Origin of the sequence: Capilliphycus salinus ALCB114379, from assembly GCF_047276495.1 — a bacterium.
GTDB classification, from domain to species: domain Bacteria; phylum Cyanobacteriota; class Cyanobacteriia; order Cyanobacteriales; family Microcoleaceae; genus Capilliphycus; species Capilliphycus salinus.
Genome location: NZ_CP178543.1, coordinates 7,353,883 through 7,372,367, shown reverse-complemented (window position 1 = coordinate 7,372,367; position 18,485 = coordinate 7,353,883). Strand labels below are relative to the sequence as shown.

18 protein-coding genes and 1 riboswitch are annotated in these 18,485 nt (G+C 45.1%); of the genes, 9 read left to right on the top strand and 9 right to left on the bottom strand.

Going from position 1 to position 18,485, the window contains the following annotated elements:
* Positions 1-10 precede the first annotated feature (10 nt).
* The 3 genes from ACL6C3_RS29990 to ACL6C3_RS29980 all read left to right on the top strand — a co-directional run bounded on the left by ACL6C3_RS29990 (position 11) and on the right by ACL6C3_RS29980 (position 2,563).
* Positions 11-595, top strand: a complete 585-nt coding sequence (locus tag ACL6C3_RS29990; protein WP_413163733.1) for a hypothetical protein — start codon at positions 11-13, stop codon at positions 593-595.
* Between the two features lie 503 nt (positions 596-1,098).
* On the top strand, positions 1,099-2,193 hold the full coding sequence (locus ACL6C3_RS29985; protein ID WP_413163731.1) for a DJ-1/PfpI/YhbO family deglycase/protease: 1,095 nt from the start codon (positions 1,099-1,101) through the stop codon (positions 2,191-2,193).
* Between the two features lie 97 nt (positions 2,194-2,290).
* Positions 2,291-2,563, top strand: a complete 273-nt coding sequence (locus ACL6C3_RS29980) for a hypothetical protein (RefSeq protein ID WP_413163730.1) — start codon at positions 2,291-2,293, stop codon at positions 2,561-2,563.
* On the opposite strand, the gene cobW is transcribed toward ACL6C3_RS29980, so the two are convergent.
* Entirely contained in the window at positions 2,560-3,606 is a 1,047-nt protein-coding gene (cobW, locus tag ACL6C3_RS29975; RefSeq protein ID WP_413163729.1) for a cobalamin biosynthesis protein CobW, read from the bottom strand. The two genes, ACL6C3_RS29980 and cobW, sit on opposite strands and share 4 nt — an antisense overlap.
* Here cobW and ACL6C3_RS29970 point away from each other — a divergent pair.
* Positions 3,605-3,733 (top strand): hypothetical protein, encoded by a 129-nt coding sequence (locus tag ACL6C3_RS29970; RefSeq protein WP_413163727.1) that lies wholly within the window; start codon positions 3,605-3,607, stop codon positions 3,731-3,733. The two genes, cobW and ACL6C3_RS29970, sit on opposite strands and share 2 nt — an antisense overlap.
* 43 nt (positions 3,734-3,776) lie before the next feature.
* Positions 3,777-3,924: riboswitch (cobalamin riboswitch) on the bottom strand.
* Between the two features lie 106 nt (positions 3,925-4,030).
* Here ACL6C3_RS29970 and ACL6C3_RS29965 read toward each other — a convergent pair.
* The 7 genes from ACL6C3_RS29965 to murC form a co-directional block, all read right to left on the bottom strand.
* Positions 4,031-4,384: a hypothetical protein gene (locus ACL6C3_RS29965; RefSeq protein ID WP_413163725.1), complete on the bottom strand. Its 354-nt coding sequence runs from the start codon at positions 4,382-4,384 to the stop codon at positions 4,031-4,033.
* A 170-nt stretch (positions 4,385-4,554) separates the two neighbouring features.
* The gene (locus ACL6C3_RS29960; protein ID WP_413163724.1) at positions 4,555-6,288 is read right to left on the bottom strand and encodes a DUF3352 domain-containing protein; all 1,734 of its coding nucleotides are present in this window, start codon (positions 6,286-6,288) and stop codon (positions 4,555-4,557) included.
* A 397-nt stretch (positions 6,289-6,685) separates the two neighbouring features.
* Positions 6,686-7,858, bottom strand: coding sequence for a magnesium/cobalt transporter CorA (gene corA / locus ACL6C3_RS29955; RefSeq protein ID WP_413163722.1), 1,173 nt, complete (start codon positions 7,856-7,858; stop codon positions 6,686-6,688).
* Between the two features lie 110 nt (positions 7,859-7,968).
* Positions 7,969-8,457, bottom strand: coding sequence for a low molecular weight protein-tyrosine-phosphatase (locus tag ACL6C3_RS29950; protein WP_413163721.1), 489 nt, complete (start codon positions 8,455-8,457; stop codon positions 7,969-7,971).
* 22 nt (positions 8,458-8,479) lie between these two features.
* Complete coding sequence (locus tag ACL6C3_RS29945) at positions 8,480-8,827, bottom strand: YbaB/EbfC family nucleoid-associated protein (RefSeq protein WP_413163719.1); 348 nt, start codon at positions 8,825-8,827, stop codon at positions 8,480-8,482.
* Positions 8,828-9,370: 543 nt separating this feature from the next.
* On the bottom strand, positions 9,371-10,348 hold the full coding sequence (murB, locus tag ACL6C3_RS29940; protein WP_413163717.1) for a UDP-N-acetylmuramate dehydrogenase: 978 nt from the start codon (positions 10,346-10,348) through the stop codon (positions 9,371-9,373).
* A 95-nt stretch (positions 10,349-10,443) separates the two neighbouring features.
* Positions 10,444-11,988, bottom strand: a complete 1,545-nt coding sequence (gene murC / locus ACL6C3_RS29935; protein WP_413163715.1) for a UDP-N-acetylmuramate--L-alanine ligase — start codon at positions 11,986-11,988, stop codon at positions 10,444-10,446.
* 465 nt (positions 11,989-12,453) lie between these two features.
* On the opposite strand from murC, the gene ACL6C3_RS29930 reads away from it, so the two are divergent.
* The gene (locus tag ACL6C3_RS29930) at positions 12,454-13,476 is read left to right on the top strand and encodes a type I glyceraldehyde-3-phosphate dehydrogenase (protein ID WP_413163713.1); all 1,023 of its coding nucleotides are present in this window, start codon (positions 12,454-12,456) and stop codon (positions 13,474-13,476) included.
* 153 nt (positions 13,477-13,629) lie between these two features.
* Here the strand turns inward: ACL6C3_RS29930 and thiL are convergent, their stop codons facing one another.
* Positions 13,630-14,619 (bottom strand): thiamine-phosphate kinase, encoded by a 990-nt coding sequence (gene thiL, locus ACL6C3_RS29925; RefSeq protein ID WP_413163711.1) that lies wholly within the window; start codon positions 14,617-14,619, stop codon positions 13,630-13,632.
* Between the two features lie 81 nt (positions 14,620-14,700).
* Between thiL and ACL6C3_RS29920 the strand changes: the two genes are divergently transcribed.
* From ACL6C3_RS29920 to ACL6C3_RS29905, 4 genes are all read left to right on the top strand, one after another.
* Positions 14,701-15,279, top strand: a complete 579-nt coding sequence (locus ACL6C3_RS29920) for a phytochelatin synthase family protein (protein WP_413163710.1) — start codon at positions 14,701-14,703, stop codon at positions 15,277-15,279.
* A 211-nt stretch (positions 15,280-15,490) separates the two neighbouring features.
* Positions 15,491-16,864 carry a cytochrome P450 gene (locus tag ACL6C3_RS29915; protein ID WP_413163708.1) on the top strand — a complete coding sequence of 458 codons (1,374 nt, stop codon included), beginning with the start codon at positions 15,491-15,493 and terminating at the stop codon, positions 16,862-16,864.
* Between the two features lie 32 nt (positions 16,865-16,896).
* The gene (gene menA, locus ACL6C3_RS29910) at positions 16,897-17,802 is read left to right on the top strand and encodes a 2-carboxy-1,4-naphthoquinone phytyltransferase (RefSeq protein ID WP_413163707.1); all 906 of its coding nucleotides are present in this window, start codon (positions 16,897-16,899) and stop codon (positions 17,800-17,802) included.
* Between the two features lie 132 nt (positions 17,803-17,934).
* The gene (locus ACL6C3_RS29905) at positions 17,935-18,483 is read left to right on the top strand and encodes a hypothetical protein (RefSeq protein ID WP_413163706.1); all 549 of its coding nucleotides are present in this window, start codon (positions 17,935-17,937) and stop codon (positions 18,481-18,483) included.
* Positions 18,484-18,485: the final 2 nt, after the last annotated feature.

Genomic DNA, 18,485 nt, shown 5'->3' with positions numbered 1-18,485 from the left:
AGGAAATACTATGTATACAGGCGAAACAACCAGAGCAGTTGGATTATTTTCTAATCGTCGAGATGCGGAAGCCGCTTTATCTCGCCTCAGAGATATTGGCTTTGATATGGATAAAGTTTCTGTTGTCACCCGTCACGATAACGAGGGTAATATTGCTGATGCGGAAGTAGAACAAAGCACGGGCGATCAAATAAAAGGAGGTGCCGGTGCGGGTGCGGTTGCCGGAAGTACCGCAGGCGGACTCATCGGTTTGGTGGGAAGCTTGGGAGTCTTGGCGATTCCCGGCGTGGGTCCGGCGGCCGAATTGGGTTTAATCTTAGCAAATACCCTGCTTGGTGGCGGTATTGGTGCCGTTGGTGGCGGTTTAGTTGGTGCTTTAATTGGTTGGGGTTTACCCGAAGATCAAGCACAATATTACAATTCTCGCGTCCACGAACACGGCGATTATTTAGTGTTAATGGAAGGCACAGACCAGGAAATTCGCAACGCCGAAGCCTTATTAAACGACTACCAAGTCAGAGATTTACATCTGTTTGGTATCCCCGGAACCGTTGGCGATCGCCGAGTCAATCCTACTTATAACCGCTCGTTCTAGATGGCTGTTCAATAATGGATAATGGATAAGTAATAATGGATAATGGATAAGTAATAATGGATAATGGATAATTAATAATGGATAATGACCTCGATCTAAATGAAGATGATTGATACAGAGGAAATAATTTTTCTTTTTTCTCCTTGAAAGTCGAGGTCTTCAACCTGATTAATTAATTATCCATTATCCATTATCCATTATCCATTGATCAGGAGAGGTCTTCAACCTGATTAATTAATTATCCATTATCCATTATCCATTATCCATTGATCAGGAGAGGTCTTCAACCTGATTAATTAATTATCCATTATCCATTATCCATTATCCATTGATCAAGCCCGGTTTCTACGAGAAGCCGGGTTTTTAATCCTGCCATTGAAGCAATTCCCTCTCGGGGTAGAGGAATAATCTAGGCTTAATTTCCTATACTAAAGATTGTATATCCAAATTCTTTTCGTTTATTACCCTGTTAACAATTGTTGTATTAGTACGGAAACTATAAAATGACATCACTATCAAATGGTTCAAGTTCCAAACGAGTTGCTATTTTACTCGAAAGTGGTTTTGAAGACTCCGAATTTCAAATCCCTTATACCGCATTACAAAAAGCGGGCGCGAAAACGGTAATTATCGGTTCTCGCATGAACGACGAATACGAAGGAAAGCGGGGTCAAGCCTCCGCCAAACCCGACGCTACGGCCGCAGAAGTTCGTTCAGAAGACTTTGATGCCATTTTCATCCCCGGTGGTAACGCTCCCGACAAAGTTCGTCGCAACCCCCATGCGGTGAGACTGATTATCGATGGTATGGCCCAAGGTTTACCCATCGCCGCCATTTGTCACGGCCCACAAGTCTTAATAGATGCGGATGTTTTACGAGGTAAACAAGCGACCGGTTTTAAAGCCATTCGCAAAGATATTCAAAATGCCGGGGCGACCTATGTTAACGAACCTGTTGTGGTTGATGGTAACTTAATTACTTCCCGTCAGCCGAGTGATTTAGCCATGTTTACGGTAACATTATTAAGTTACCTCAATTTGGGCATGGAAGGGGTCACGTTACCCGATCCCACCGACCAAACGTTTGAATGGTGGACGCTGGCCGAACAGTGGCAAGGTTCGAGCAAAAATGATATTGTTAATGCGCTCAATACGGCGATCGTGGGCGAACGTTATACTTTAGCCGCTTTTAAAGAGTATAACAAACAAGTTTCTGACCCCGAATTGGTGATTCTTTTCCGAGAAGCCATCGGCACAAAAGAACGTCATATTGAACTGTTAGAAGCCCGTCTGCGGGACTTTGACGAACAGGTAACTTGGCAAGCAATGGGAAGCGAAGCTTTCGCCAAATTGCAAGGTTGGTTACAGTCTAATAGTAGCGATCAAGATTTGATGCGACGGGCTTTAGGCGATATCCAAACCGGTATTATTGATGCTTCTCATTTGTCGGTTCAAATTACCGATCCGGCTACGGCTTTTGTATTACAAGAAATCGAAGAAAATCTTCGTCGTCACGAAGAATTATTTGCCACGTTATATCGGACTCGTTTGGGCGAAAATGTTCAAGCTCCCATGCCTACAACCATCGCAGTGAGTTAAGGGAGTAACTTAAAATTTAGGAAGTTCAGAAAGAATTGAATTAATCTTCTTCTTTCTGCTTCCTAATCTCTAACAACTTAATACGGGAGATTTAGAGATGAATTTACTGGATTTGATTGCATTAGTTTTAGAAACCATTGTCATTGGTATCTTTACCTTACAATGCGTTCAGCATCATTCTCTATTGCGATCGGCTTTAGTTTTACTGGTGGTTTTATTCCTCACCTATAGCAGCAGTCTCGCTGCATTAGCCGCTCCTTATTTCCAGACTATCACCTCACAGAATTATCCGACAAAACATTTTACAGAAAGTAGAATTAACCTCTCTACTCCTCTTGAATTGAATCCAACCGTCGTCGGACAGCATTAATTTAAAATCGCCCGTTCCACCGCAGTAGAATTGAGTTTTCGCCCAATAAAAACTAAACGAGTTTGGCGGAGTTCATCGCTTAACCACAGGCGATCATAAAACGAATCAAAGCGATTTCCCACCCCTTGCAAGACCATTCGCATCGGTTTTTGGGGAACGTGAACAAAGCCTTTTATTCGATAAATTTCCTCTTGTTTGACCAAATCTTGCAATTTTTCAATTAACGTTTTCGGTTCAAAAGCTTGCTCAACGATAAGCTGTACCGAATTAATCTCATCATCATGTTCGTGTTCTTCTTCGTGATCGTGATGAGAGTGACGGCTTTCTAAATTATCTTCTACAGCCGCATTAAAACCCAGTAAAAGATTCGTTTCTACCTCTCCTTGCTGACAGGAAACAACCTTAACACCGGGGGGAAGTTCTTGTTGTAACCATTCTCGAACTTTAGTTAAGGAAGCTGGATCAATTAAATCGGTTTTTGTTAATAAAACCAAATCCGCACAAGCCAACTGATCTTCAAATAACTCCTCAATGGGGGTTTCATGTTCCAAATTCGGATCGGCTTGGCGTTGAGCTTCTAAAGCCTCTAAATCTCCGACTAAAGTGCCGGCAGCCAAAGCTTGAGCATCGACAACCGTCAGCACCCCATCAACCGTTGCATGATTGCGAATTTCCGGCCAACGAAACGCTTGAACCAACGGTTTAGGTAAAGCCAATCCCGAGGTTTCTACCAGTATACAATCAATTTGGTCGCGGCGTTTAAGAAGTTCCTGCATCGTCGGGTAAAATTCCTCTTGAACGGTGCAGCACAAACAGCCATTTGTCAGTTCAACAATGTTATTTTGAGGATTATTTTGAGGGAGTTCGTCGTCTTCGCAAACCTGACAGGAACGCAACAGTTCCCCATCAATTCCCACTTCCCCAAATTCATTAACTAAAACGGCGATTTTACGCCCTTGATTGTTTTGCAAGAGATGACGAACTAAAGTGGTTTTTCCGGCGCCTAAAAATCCGGTAACAACGGTAACGGGTATTTTGTGCATGGTTGGAATTTTTGAAGATTATTTTACTGTTAGTCAGTCGGGTAAGTCCGTTAAAATCTTGATGGAAAGAGTTGCAAATCTAGAACTTCTCGATGTAGCGACCGAAGTTGAAAGGTTAGGCGGTTAATGCAGATCAAATTTAACACTATCTGTACCTCGCAGACGCGCTCAGAGTGGACGGAAACATCGGCGGGCATCCTGACTCAGAGAAGGTTTATCCTCTCGTTACAGTTGCGGGACAGTGCTAGATTTTCACTAGGCTTTCCCCCTTGCATCCAATGGCTGATCCCCATCAGAACCGATATCGTTACAAGAATATCACAATATTATCGCGACTACTCGCTTTGTTTTGTCTAAAACCGATCAGAAAATTTTATCCCAAAGGATGAGGACAAAAGCCGCCTCATCGGAGACTATAGAAGCGTTAGGCGATGTTTGTGGTATCTTTATTCTTGCTGCAACTCGGGCTTTCGCAGGGGGGAGTTGAAGTTAGAGAGATTTTCTGATCGCTATTTTCCCGTTCAACCAGAGGAGGCGCCGTCATCCGATATTGAACAATATCACCCGGATCGGATTTAATTTTTGGCTTGGCTCGACGTTCGAGGTGAGATAATGGAATCACAATCGGCCAGAGTAGGGCTGCGGCTCCCAGAACGATCCAAGAGCTTTTATTCGTCTTTGGAGTGCTTTGGTCTTGGAAGAATTTTCTTAAGCAATGAGCAAAGAAGATCACACCAATTAGAACATAACCTCGAACCAAAAAGGTAAGAATCATCATTTTAAAGTTTAATTCTTTTTATAAATGACAAAACAGAGGCATCGCTCCTCCTTTCTATACCCTATCAATTTTTGGTCGCCATGACTTCCGTTATTATACCGATTTTCCGGGGTCAAATTTCGGTTTGAAGGATGGTGTTTTTCTGTAAATATACTGAGACCCCATATAAACTATTCGGGTAAATTCTCCTGATTTTCTGGGCTAGAAGTGGTCTCCGTCGGAGTAGATGAACTCGGTTGAGTATCGTCTTTGATGTTCACAAAAATATCATAGCGAGTGCTGCGATCGCTGACCACTGCGGCGCTCACCCCTATTGATCGGATCGCATTCACCCACACCGCTTGGGGAGGGGGAAGCTGAGGTAAAGAAAGATTACGGCGATCGAAAGCCCGTTGGACATCGACAAAGAAACTGCCATTATTCGGACTTAATTCCGTGGGAACAGTTTCGCGAAATAGCGGATCTGAGGCGATCGCCGTCTCCGGTTCTGGTAAAATTTGATTGGCAATCGGGGCGCCCAAAGTAGCAAATAACACATTGTTATCCAACCACCCGCGAACCACACTAAATCCGCCGTAGGGAGAAGTCCATTTAACCACAGGTTGGCCATCAACTTGGGTCGATTCTACCCGAAAATCTTTAGACTTCATCGACGCATCCAACTTTTCTAAGGCGGTTTCTGCGGCTTGGCGATCTCTGGTTTCCACCATCAAAGCCAATCCCGCCGAAAACTTTTGGGGGGTTTCTTTATTGGGAACAGCCGGAATTAAAGACAGGGAAAATTCTCCATCCATCCAACTCAAAAAGTCTTGATCCAAGTCCATTTGGGTAGCTTGTTTTAAACTCGATCGCAGGGTTTCGGGATTAAAAGGAGCAATAGGATTAGAAACCGCATCTTTGCTATAATCTTGCCAGAGTCGCTGCAAATTTCCCCCCGCCATCACCATCATCGCATTATTCGGAATCCATTTCAGCATTTCCTGAGATTCGTTTTCAACCGCCAAGGTTTTTTGACTGCTCGGTTTATACCAAGAAATCCCTTTAAAATTAATTCCCCCGGCTTCAAAAATCACACTGCTGACAAACCCTTGATGCTGCTGTAATTTCTCAAGATTTTCAGGCGGAATGGGTTGAGCGGAGGTAAAAGAAGCCACACTCGCGGCGACAGGAATATTCAGATAAACTTGAGCAAAAGCTCTCGGCGTTTGAATTTTTTCCACCGCATTGGCATAACCGGGCGTTTTGGCGATCGACGCCTCCCCCCGGTAAGTATCGATCGTGCGATCGGTGGCGTTAGCATCGGTTGTGACCAGCAAGAACTTTTCACCCAAAACGGCGATCGAGTAATTTTGAGTCGGTAAGCCTTGGGTTTCAATAATTTCAATTCCCCGATAGGTCCGTTGGCTAATATCCCCTTCGGTGAGCAATTTCGGTTGAGCGAGAACTTCCTGGGCTTTTTGAGGGTTGGCTATCGGAAAAACCATCACCATTGCCGGTTCGGTGGGAGAAGACGGGGGCGAGTCGGGTTTGGGTAGCGTTCCCGAGGTAATGGTTTGATGGGGGAGCCAAGCCACCATGACTTCATCTCCGACCCAGGGTTGAATGTCTTGTTGGTAGTCAAAACCGCTATCGGTAAACAGGCGATCGCGCCATTGTTGGATGGTTTTGTTGAGGGCGGCTTTGGACTCGGGGGTGCCGTACTCGCGCAGTTTTTCCCATTGTTTCGGTTCGGTGGACAACGAAACCGCCACCATTGCATCCGTCGGCACGATGTTCGCCCCAATGGGAACGTTTTCGAGGGCTTTTCTCGAAAGTACAAAGTAGTAGGTGGCGACTCCCCCTCCGATCAGAAGGGCAGCGGCTCCTAGTGTTAACCAGAGGGAGGATTTGTTTTTGTACATCATGGGGAGCAACGATGACGTTTGATGATGGTCTTTGATCTCCCAAACTATCACATATCAAAGTCCAGTTTGGCAAGATGTTAGGGTGCAACCGGGGCGGGAATATTGAAACAACTCCAGAAGCCAACAGCAGATCATCCTATAGGCGTTCTGTAGGCGCGTTCTGTAGGGGCGGGTTCTGAGTTAACCATCAATTCTAACAGAAAACTGTGATCAACCCGCCCCTAACCCCAAAATTCTAACAGAAAACTGTGATCAACCCGCCCCTAACCCTTTGAATTCCCGACAAAATTGGGGCGGGTTTATATCCGTTATTTGTGGGACATGATAAATCATTGCGGAACCCGCCCCTACAGAATTAGAATTTGTAATTGATCATTCATAATTCATAATTCATCATTTATTTCTTTTGTTTCAATTCGGAAAAGTCCTCAAACCAACCCCTTTTCCAAAAGAAAACAAATAAACTGACTCCGATCGCCAGCATTACCGCCAAACAAACCGGATAACCCCAGTACCAGTTTAGCTCGGGCATATTCCAGGGAGAGGCTTCCGGATTGAAGTTCATCCCGTACACCCCGGCAATAAAGGTAAGGGGAATAAAAATGGTTGAAATTACCGTGAGAATTTTCATAATCTCATTCATTTTATTGCCCATTGTGGACATATAAATATTGATCAGATCTGAAGAAAGTTCTCGATTGGTTTCGAGCATATCTCGAATATTAATGGTATGATCGTAGCAATCGCGCAAATACACCCGAACTCGTTTACTAATCAAGCGTGTGCGATCGCGAACTAAGATATTAATCGCGTCTCGTTGCGACCAAATCGCCCTCCGCAAAACTAACAGTTCTTGCTTGACCTCATAAATTTGCCAAAGGGTATGATTACTCGGTTTAAACAGCACTTCATCTTCGAGTTCTTCGAGGCGATCAGTGTAATGTTCTAGCACGGGAAAAAAGCCATCAATAATCGCATCTAAAATCGCATAGGCTAAATAATCAGCGCCATGCTTGCGAATGCTACCCTGATTATTGCGAATGCGATCGCGAACCGCTTCTAAACAGTCGTATTGGGGTTCTTCCTGAACGGTAATCAGATAATTTTCCCCTAAAATCAGACTCACCTGTTCTCGATGTAGCGTCCTAGAGTCCGGTTTGAGTAAAACCATCCAGGCGACAATCACAATTTGGTCGGGATTTTCATAGTAGACGACTTTCGGACGTTGGGGAACATTGACCACATCTTCCAAAGCCAACGGATGAAATTGAAAAATTTGCGACATTTGTCGCCAAGTTTCTGTATTTCCCAGTCCTTGAATATCCAACCAACTCACGGTTTGGGCGGTCAAGTAGGGAAGAAAATCTTGAGGTTGATCGAGTTTCACCCGAGTTGCTTTGGCGAGATTGTAGTCAATTAAGACGATCTCGGGTGCAGGGTCATCCGGTTCGAGGTCCAACGTCCCCGGTAGAGTTCCGGGTTCGTCGTAGAAATAGTCTAAGCTAGAGTCTTCTTCCTCGTCTTCAGGCGCATATCCCGCTGTCGGGGAAGGAGTGAGACTGTGTGACATAAAATTCAATTCTCACCGATTCATCTGAGATTTTAGATCAGGCAATTTTTGACCGCCAAACAAGACCCTGTTCCCTATAAAAACGTCATTTTCCCCAATAACCATCCCGGTTACATGGTTTTCAACTGGGGTTGAGACCCGACGTACTCCAGCAAACCTTGACAGGCATCCAGTAGAATATCAATGACCCGATTAAATCCCTCCGGGCCACCATAATAGGGGTCGGGAACTTCTTTAACCGAGTGATAGCGACAAAACTCGCACATCAGCTTCACTTTATCTTGATATTGACGGGTGCGATCGAGGGCTAAAATCGATTCATAGTTATCGTAATCCATTGCCAAAATCAAATCAAAGTTCTCAAAGTCTTTGACCTGAAATTGACGCGCCTGACCCTTGAGGCTAATGCCCCGTAATGAAGCGGCTTTAGTCATACGAGCATCCGGGGGACTTCCGATGTGATAGCTAGAAGTCCCGGCCGAATCACAAATGATATAATCACCGAGAGCGGCTTGATTAATCAGGTGATTCATAATATTTTCTGCCGAGGGAGAGCGGCAGATATTTCCCAGACACACAAATAGCAACTGATAAGGCATTGATTTCGGCGACCTGCGAGGGTTACATTCCGGGCAGGTTCAATCCTCCGGTCAATTCTTCCATCCGTTGTCGCATCGTGCCGGTTGAGTTCTCATAGGCGGCTTGCATCGCTTCGAGAACCATCGCCGAAACCACCTCCGGGCCTTCACCCATCACATCGGGGGAAATTTCTACCCGACGGGGTTCTTGGTTGCCGCTGAGGTATACCTTAACCAAGCCGCCTGCGGCTTCGCCGGGAATTTCCAACTGGTCTAACTCTTCTTGAAGCTTTTTCGCTCCTTCTTGAACCTGTTGAGCCTTTTTGAACGCTTCGGCGAGTTCTTTCATTTTACCCATGCCGAAGCCAAATCCTTGTCCTTGCTTTGACATAATTCAATTTTATAGCGCCCAGGACGCTTCCAAATTGTACTTGATCGGTTGAGAATACTTTTAGTGCAGCACGTTGGCACTTTCTCTAATTTTAAAGAAAACTGCAACAGTACCGTCTAACTTTTAGGATGTGTGTATGATTTTTGGGGTTTTCACCTCAAAATCACATTATAGTGCCAAGTTTCATCGATCGCGATCGCCGGAGCCATCAATTTCGAGTTTTCACTCAGCCATTGGTCGATTTTCGTCTTTGGAAACACCCGATCGCAAAATCCAAAAAGCCAAATGCTATCGGTTGTCTGTTCTCAAACTGAGTTTAAGAGTCACTTTTGACAATCTAAGGATAACAAGTGTACGGCGAGTGGATTTTGGATCACCCCCAAAGAAAATCATAGAGGCTGCATTACAAAGGATGCTTGTCAATTTTATCGTATTTTTCCCGCTTCAACAGCAGGCCGATTGCAACCCGAAAAGTCAGTTGAATTGAGTAGGCAGCTAAAATGGGCGTGAATGAAGCCAAACGGAGCGATCGGTTTAACGGGGTTAAAACTCGCCGATAATCCGAACTTCCGGTTCTAACAGATAAGACCAACGGCTTTCGACCTGTTCTTGAACGTGGCGGATAAGTTGAAAAATATCCATCGCCGTTGCCCCACCACAATTAAGAATAAAATTAGCATGGCGTTCGGCAACTTGAGCGCCGCCAATTTGGTATCCTTTCAGACCAGTTTGTTCAATCAACCAACCTGCGGCTTGAGGGCCGGGGTTGCGAAAAACACTGCCGCAACTGGGAAGATGGTAAGGTTGAGAACTGCGCCGACTTCGGAGTTGATCGGCGGTATCGGCCAGGACCTTAGCCGGATCTGCCCCCGGTTTTAACTCAAAAGTGGCTTGTAAGACAACGCGATCGCTATTTTGTAAATTAGAAGTGCGATAGCGATAGCCCAAATCTTTGGGAGTCAGAAGCGATCGCTGTCCGTTGCGAGAAAGGACTTCAGCCTCGACCAAAATCTCGGAGGTACAACTGCCGTGAGCGCCCGCATTCATCACCACAGCCCCGCCAACGGTACCGGGAATCCCGACCGCCCATTCCAAGCCCTGCCAGCCCAAACGGGCGGCTTTCCAGGCCAAACGGGGCAGAGATTCACCGGCGGCCACATGAAGGCGTCCGGTAGCCAAATCAAAATGAGTAGAGCGCAAAGCCCGAGTCCCGATCACCAATCCCGATAAACCGCGATCGCTGATCAAAAGATTCGAGCCGCCGCCCAGTAAAGTGGTTGAAAGTCCTTGTGCAGCAGCCCATTCTAAACTGGCTTGGATTTCATCGAGATTTTTCGGGGCGACATACCATTCAGCCGGGCCACCGACACGGTAGGAGGTGTAGGAAGCCAGGGAAACTTTCGATTGAATCAAACAGTCTGTTCCAAGCAAAGAGATACAGCGAGAACCTGGCTCTCTAGCTTGGGGACTTGACTGCCGATTAAGCTGACCTGGAGAGTCGTAGGAAAGCGTCATAACCATAACAAATTTAAAATGCTTTCAAATCAAATCGTGTGCAACAGCACAGTAAGAGAGTTCATGCACCCACATCTGTGACGGCCTTTTGCAGCCACAGTTCAACCCGAGATGGCGGGTGATGGCTGATAGAATGCGATCGCCTCAGGAATAATTTTGTTGAGGTTGCCTGCCCCAAGAAACAGAGCCAAATCACGGGGAGCGAGAATTTCACTCAAGAGGGCGTTAACGGACTCCAAAGTGGGTCGGTAGTAAACCTGAGGGTGATAGGTGGCAATGGCATCAGCTAACTGTTGTCCATCGATTTGGCCGGTGTTGGGTTCACCCGCACTATAAATGTCCGTTAGTACAACCAGGTCAGCGTCACCGAAACACTGGGCAAATTCTGACAAGAAAGCTTGGGTGCGGCTGTAACGATGGGGTTGAAAGATCGCTACAATCCGTTGAACGGGGGTGAGAGTTGGGGAGTCCGAGGTCATCCGTTGGCGAGCGGCGGCCAATGTTGCCCGGATCTCGCTGGGATGATGAGCGTAGTCATCAACAAATAGGATGCCATTGGTATAGCCGCGATGTTCAAACCGTCGTTTGGCGCCGCTAAAGCTGGCCAGGGCGATGGCGATCTCGGCAAACTCCAGACCGAAGTGCCGTCCAACGGCAATGGCGGCGAGGGCATTTTGCAGGTTGTGTTGGCCGAGTAATTTCAGCTTTAACTGGCCCAAGAGTTTACCCCGTTCCCAAACCTGAGCGACAGAACCGTCGGAGTGATACTCGATGGCATCAACCGTGTAATCGGCCCCGGAATCGGGATTTAAACTATAGGTAATTTGAGGTTGAATCCGCTCTCGCACCGTTGCACAGTCAATACAACCGATTAAGGTTTGACAATGATTGGCAAAGGTTTCAAAGGTAGAAACGACTTGATCGAGATTTTGATAGTGATCCGGATGATCGAGTTCAATATTAGTGATTATCCCAACGGCCGGGGCAAACTTGACGAGAGAGCCATCGGATTCATCGGCTTCGGCGACCAAGTAGGGACTTTGACCAACACGGGCATTGCCTTCCCAAGCGCTGACTTCACCCCCGACTAAGATCGTCGGATCGAGGCCGGTTTCCAGCATCATATAGGCAATTAGACTGCTGGTGGTCGTTTTTCCGTGAGTTCCCGCTACTGCTATACTTTGGTATTCCTCAATCAGGGCGGCCAGGAGGTCAGAGCGGTGAAGGATCGGACAGCCCAGGGCGCGAGCGACTTTGTACTCGGCGTTTTCCGGGTGAATGGCCGTTGAACAGACGACTTGGGGTAATTGCATTGAGGATGCAATGTTGCCGCTTTTGGCCTCAACTGCTCCGGATGGGACCCGAATTTCTGGCTTGGAGCCGTTCGTCTGACCCAAGTTTAAGCTGTTCGGGGTGCTGTTTGGATCGATTTGAGTTTGAAAAGCCTCAAAATTGCTGGCCTCTTGGCTCCAAAAAATATGGACGCCTAAGTTTTGCAAACGCCGGGTAATATGGGTCATTTGCAAGTCCGAGCCATAGATTGGCAGGTTGCGCTTTGCTAGAATATAGGCAAGAGCAGACATTCCGATTCCACCAATCCCGATGAAATGAAAGGGTCTGCCACTGAAATCAACAGAACTAGGCATTTTAGCTCCTTAACCACACCACACCACGCCAATAACAGGCGATATCATATCAAGAATTGTTTTTTCCCGATACAGTTCGGTAAATATTTCTCAAGAAGCATTCTACGCCATCCTTCGCGTATAGGGGGCGAAATGCTGTAGTAGTTGTATACTATATCCCTTGTCTCCAGGCAAATACCGGATTCGTTTCCATAAAATTTCGAGGGGATGGGAGTGGGACAATTGAATCGGGGATCGGTTTGTTGGGTCAAGTTGAGAAGCCCGGGGGAATTTAAAAAGCTGAAACTCATACTGGGATTGGGTTTTAGGGGTTTGATCGCCCTCGGTTGCCCGGGTTGAATGAGAAGTTTGGAATCCTAAACGTAAGAATGGGTCAGCCTTTACGGTATGATTGGGGTCATTAGAAACCTAAATCATAAAAGGCTCGTGCCTGAGTTGGGCAATGCCATTGTTAGGAGGAACAAGGTGATTAAAGTCGCAATCAATGGTTTCGGACGGATCGGACGCAACTTTGTGCGTTGCTTATTGACTCGCGAGAATAGCAATCTGGATCTGGTCGCCATTAATGATACCTCAGACCCGAAGACAAATGCTCACTTGTTGAGGTATGATTCGATGCTGGGGACTCTCAAAGATGTTGATATTAAAGCGGATGAAAACTCCCTGACGATCAACGGTAAAACGGTTAAGTGTGTCTCCGATCGCAATCCCCTCAATTTACCCTGGCGGGATTGGGATGTGGATTTGATTATCGAAGCTACAGGTGTCTTTGTCACTGAAGAAGGTGCTTCTAAGCACTTAGAAGCGGGTGCAAAGAAGGTGTTGATTACTGCCCCCGGTAAAGGCGGAAATATTGGCACTTTCGTCATGGGGGTCAATGACAATACCTACAAACACGAAGATTACAATATCGTCAGTAACGCCAGTTGTACCACCAACTGTCTCGCTCCTTTTACCAAGGTGCTACACGATAACTTTGGGATCATTAAAGGGACGATGACCACAACCCACAGCTATACCGGGGATCAGCGCATCTTAGATGCGAGTCACCGGGATTTACGTCGGGCGCGGGCGGCAGCCATGAATATTGTACCGACTTCTACGGGTGCTGCTAAAGCTGTCGCGTTGGTTATTCCCGATCTTAAGGGTAAACTGAACGGGATTGCCATGCGCGTACCGACCCCCAATGTTTCCGTTGTAGATTTGGTGGTTCAGGTTGAAAAGAAAACCTTTGCAGAAGAAGTTAATCAAGTTCTGCAAGAAGCCGCCGAAGGCCCCTTAAAAGGGATTCTGGAGTATAGCGATCTGCCTCTGGTTTCCTGCGACTATCGCGGACGGGATGCCTCCTCTATTGTCGATGCTAGTTTGACGATGGTTATGGATGGTGACATGGTGAAAGTTATCGCTTGGTATGATAACGAGTGGGGCTACAGCCAACGGGTTGTAGACTTGGCTGAGTTGGTCGCCAAACACTGGCCAGCCGCTTAGAACGAACAAGGGATTGGGGATTAGGAACGGGAAAACTGGAATCAAGCACTCGATTCGTAAGGCTTTCTTGTTCCTACTCCATTTTCCCGCTCGGCCTGGAAAAGGTTGAATTTTTTAATTGAAAATTAATCTTTTCAACGAATACAGGTGAATTTAAAAGTGCTTAAATCCTTTGTTAAGAACTAGGATAGTGTCCGTCTGAGGTTGCGTCTGATCAACTAATAGAATTTGGGAGTCGGGGGAAGTCATTCCGACAACTGCGGCACCGCCTCCCAATTTCTCCGCCAATTCTTCGGCAAGCGGTAAAGGCAGACTGAAGACTAACTGAAAATCTTCCCCCCCGTAAAGCGCCCAGTCTAAGGCCTGAGAGGGCGATACCAGCAGTTTTAAGGCGTCTGAAATGGGAATTTGATGTTTTTCTATTCTCGCCCCGATCTGGCTGGCCTGACAGATTTGTACCACCGCATCGGCCAAACCATCACTACTATCCATTCCGGCGACAACGACTCCATCGGGAAGCATTTCCTGTAAAATGGCGATCGCATCGAGTCGCGGTATGGGTCGCTGATGAGCTTGAATTAAACAGTCTCGTTGCGCCTCGGTTAAAGACTCTCCCAATTCTGGCTTCAGCAATAATTCTAACCCGCCTCGGGAATCTCCATGCACCCCCGTTACCATAATTGCATTTCCCGCTTGCGCCGTATTTCGACGAATGGCATACTGAGAATTAACCTGTCCAAAAGCGGTAATCGAAACACAGCGGACTTTCGACTGACAGACATCGCCCCCAATGATCGGCGTATTGAACGGTTCCAAACATTCCGATATCCCCCGATAAAACTCCTCAACCCAACTGACGGGCGTATCTCCGGTTAACCCCAACGCCACCGTAATACCCAACGGAGACGCCCCCATCGCCGCAATATCCGATAAATTCGCCGCAGTCGCCCGCCAACCCACATCGGAAGCTGAAGTTGTGCGATCGCTAAAATGCACTTCATCGACTAACATATCAGTAGTGACGACCAAAGATCCATCGGATTTTGCAGTAATAATCGCCCCATCATCTCCCACCACTTCTGATGGACAAAAACGCTTGACAATTGCTAACAAGCCCTGTTCACCAATATCTTGAACGTTCATAGCCAAAGAAAGAACTTTTCTTGATAGGATATTGCTGGATTCCTAAAAATTCCGGGAATCGATTCAATTAGGATAACCCTGATGGTCACCAAAGATCTGGACAATATCAACCTTTTGGCTTTTCAACAACCCATTAACTGTTGTAATGTAACAGCCATCGCTTACGCATTAACCGCACTCGGACATTCTACCTCTGTTGATGATATTTTTTATGTAACCCGATTACCCATTGCGACAGTTTTAGATGATGGGATGACGTTGGCGGAAACTTACGATACCTTTCTCACCTACGTCGAAAAAGCCCAGTTACCCCTGTCTGTCAGAGTAGAACATTTCGACAAAACAACCATGACTTTCGACAACTTTATTCAAGAAATTGAAAAAGCGGTCTGCGATGACAAGGATATTCATATTTTAAATTTTGGTGTGACCATTGCCCACGATAATTTTAATTTGAGCGGTGGTCACTTCTCTTTGGTGGCTGATTACGATCCTAACACCCAGGACATCACAATTGCCGATACCAACCCCAAGAAGTATACTCGTTTTTGGAAATGTCCTGTAGAACGAATGTACAAAGCTTGTGTCGATAAAGATTCTAGCTCAACCCGCTCTCGGGGGATGATTGTCGTTCGTAAAATTGACGAATCGCACCAATAATCACACCCATAAAAATTGACAGAAAAAGAGAATCGATGTTCGGCAGAGTTCGCTTCTGACAAAAGTTGTGAATCTCTGCTGTTATTATATCTGTAATTTTTTGTAAAGTTGCAGGGGTTAACTGAAATGCTATCCTAATCAAATAGAGGTTAGAGACGCTTCTCTAGAACGTTTTTAGCCCTTTGTACTGGATTCTCTACAAACCAAATCTATGAGATTGCCTGATGGCCCCAGGCTGCCTGCATTATTCCAAACCTTACAAATTATCGCACAACCGACCCAATTTTTAGAACGGTGTGCGAACCAATTTGGAGATTGTTTTACATTACGGGTACTGGGTTTGAACTCGCCTCCGATTGTATTTTTTAGCAATCCTGAAGCGATTGAAGCGATTTTTAACACCGATGCGGATAAATTTGAACTCGGGAAAATTACCCACGTTTTTCGACCGTTAACGGGGTCTAAATCTTTGATTATGCAAGATGGTGAACGCCATCAACGCCTGCGGAAATTATTAATGCCTCCTTTGCATGGTAAACAACTTCCCGCCTACGGTCAAACCATTTGTAATTTAACGTTAAAAGCCACCAAAAACTGGTATCCGGGTAATTTTATTGCCATTAGAGATTATACCTCCCAAATCGCCCTAGAAGTTATTTTACAAGTGGTTTTGGGATTGAAAGAAAATCGACGCTATTTTCAACTCAAACATCTAATTGAACCCTATTTAGAAGGTGTCAATCAACCCCTCAATTCAATTCAGTTTTTCTTACCCCCTTTACAACAAAATTTAGGAAGCTGGAGTCCCTGGGGAAAATTTCTCCAACAGCGACAACAAATTGATGATTTAATTTACGCTGAAATAGCCGAACGTCGCAGAAAACCCCCTGGGGAAGATGTGCTTTCGCTGTTAATTTCCGCCCGAGATGAAGCGGGAAAACCCCTAACCGACGAAGAACTTAGAGATCAATTAATTACGTTATTGCTGTTAGGACACGATACCACAGCATCGGCGTTGGCTTGGGCGTTTTATTGGATTCATCGTTATCCTCTAATTTTAGATCAATTAGTTGAAGAATTAAACGGTTTGGGCGAAAATCCAGACCCGATGGATATCGTACAATTGCCTTATCTAAACGCCGTTTGTCAGGAAACGTTACGCATTCATCCCATTGCGTTAATTTCTCAGCCGAGAGTCGTTAAAGAAACCGTAAAAATTGAGAATTATCAGTTTAAACCCGGTACAATATTAGTGCCGTGTATTCATCTGGCGCACCGTCGGGAGGAGGTTTATCCCAATTCTAAACAGTTTAACCCAAATCGCTTTTTAGAACGCAAATTTTCGTCCTACGAATATTTACCTTTTGGGGGCGGAAGTCGTAGCTGTATCGGGATGGCGCTGTCTTTGTTTGAAATGAAGCTAATTTTAGCAACAATTTTGTTAAACTATCAGTTAGCTTTCAATCAAACTCACGTTGTTAAACCTGTTAGACGGGGAATTACTATCGTTCCATCGAGTAATTTTAGACTGACCGTGTTAACCGGAAAACAGACGGGTATTTCCAGTCAAACTGTAAACCTTTAAGTTCATCTTTGGTCATTTAAACAAAACGGATTATGACAACAAAACTGATTACAGAGACAAACCAAAATAAACTGTGGTTGGCTGCTATTAAACCGCCAATGTATAGCGTGGCAATTATGCCGATTTGGTTGGGGACAGCTATTGCTTGGTTTGAACAAAAATACATCAATTGGGGAATTTTTACCACGTTTATCAGTGCGGCTATTTTAATATTAGCCTGGGAAAATATTCATAACGATGTGTTCGACTCAGAAACGGGAATTGATAAAAATAAAGCGCATTCTTTGGTTAATTTAACCCAAAAAAAGAATTTAGTTTTTGTCATCGGTTTGCTGTGTTTAACGGTTGGAATTGTTGAAATTTTGTTAATTTGTTGGTGGCAAAAAGACTTTACTGTAATTGGTTTAATTTTGGGTTGTTGTTTTCTGGGATACGCTTATCAAGGGCCTCCTTTTCGTTTGGGTTATCAAGGTTTGGGCGAATTTCTCTGCTTTTTTGCCTTCGGACCTTTGGCAGTTTCTGCGGCTTATTACAGTCAAACTCAGAGTTGGTCGGGTGTTAGTTTTGCGGCTTCAATTATTCTCGGAATTTCGACGACTTTAATCTTATTTTGTTCCCACTTTCATCAAGTCGAAGATGATTTGGCTGCGGGAAAATATTCCCCAATTGTTCGTATGGGAACGAAAACAGGCGCCCAACTTTTGCCGGTGTTTTGCGGGATAATATTTGGAATTACGGTGATTGGAGTTATTTTAGGAACGTTTCCAATTTGGACGTTATTGAGTTTTGCGGGTTTACCGGCGGCGATTAAACTCTGTCGTCACGTTGGTTTAAATCACGACAAACCGGAGTTAGTTAGTAACTGTAAATATATTGCGGTTTCCCTGCATTTTTGGAGTGGCTTGCTGTTGGGGTTGGGGTTTGTGATTCATTTCTAGGTTCATCGGTGTGATTTTCCCAATTCTTCTAATTTTTCAGAAACAATTGATTCAAAATTGAGTCATAGTAATAATCTGTCGAATGTAAACTATTAGTCGGCAGTTTAATGAAGAATCCGGGAGAAAAGCACCATGAAAACTATCTTTAAATGTAGCTTGGCGTTGTTATTATTTGCGAGTGTATCTGCTTGTACTCCTCAATCTTCTGTAAGTAATAATTCTGGAGAAACTATCAATTCTCAAACCAGTCAAACTGAAACCAATTCTTCTAATATCACACCTGTAACAGAGGTTGCAACTGTTCCTCAAGTTGAAGGGTTTACGATGGATGAGTTATTTGATAGTGGAGGTGGAGGTTGTGGGATGAGTCTCTGGAAAGCTGGAAGTAATCCTCAGGAAGCAATAGTCTTTTTTAATGGAATTGATGAAAATTCAACTCTGATGAAAATCAATGGTAAATTGGTTAATTTCAAGCGAACCGAAGCAACAGGAGAAGATTTTTACGGACAAAAAACCTCTCAAACGTTTGTCAGCGAAGATGGAGAAACTGAAGTAAAAGTTGACGTGGAACTTGGGGAAAAAGGAGAAATAGAATCTGTTGAAATTCCGCAGGGAACTCTACAAATTGAACAAGCGGGGGAAACGGTAGAAATTCCCGTTGTAGGGGATGCGGGATGTTAAAA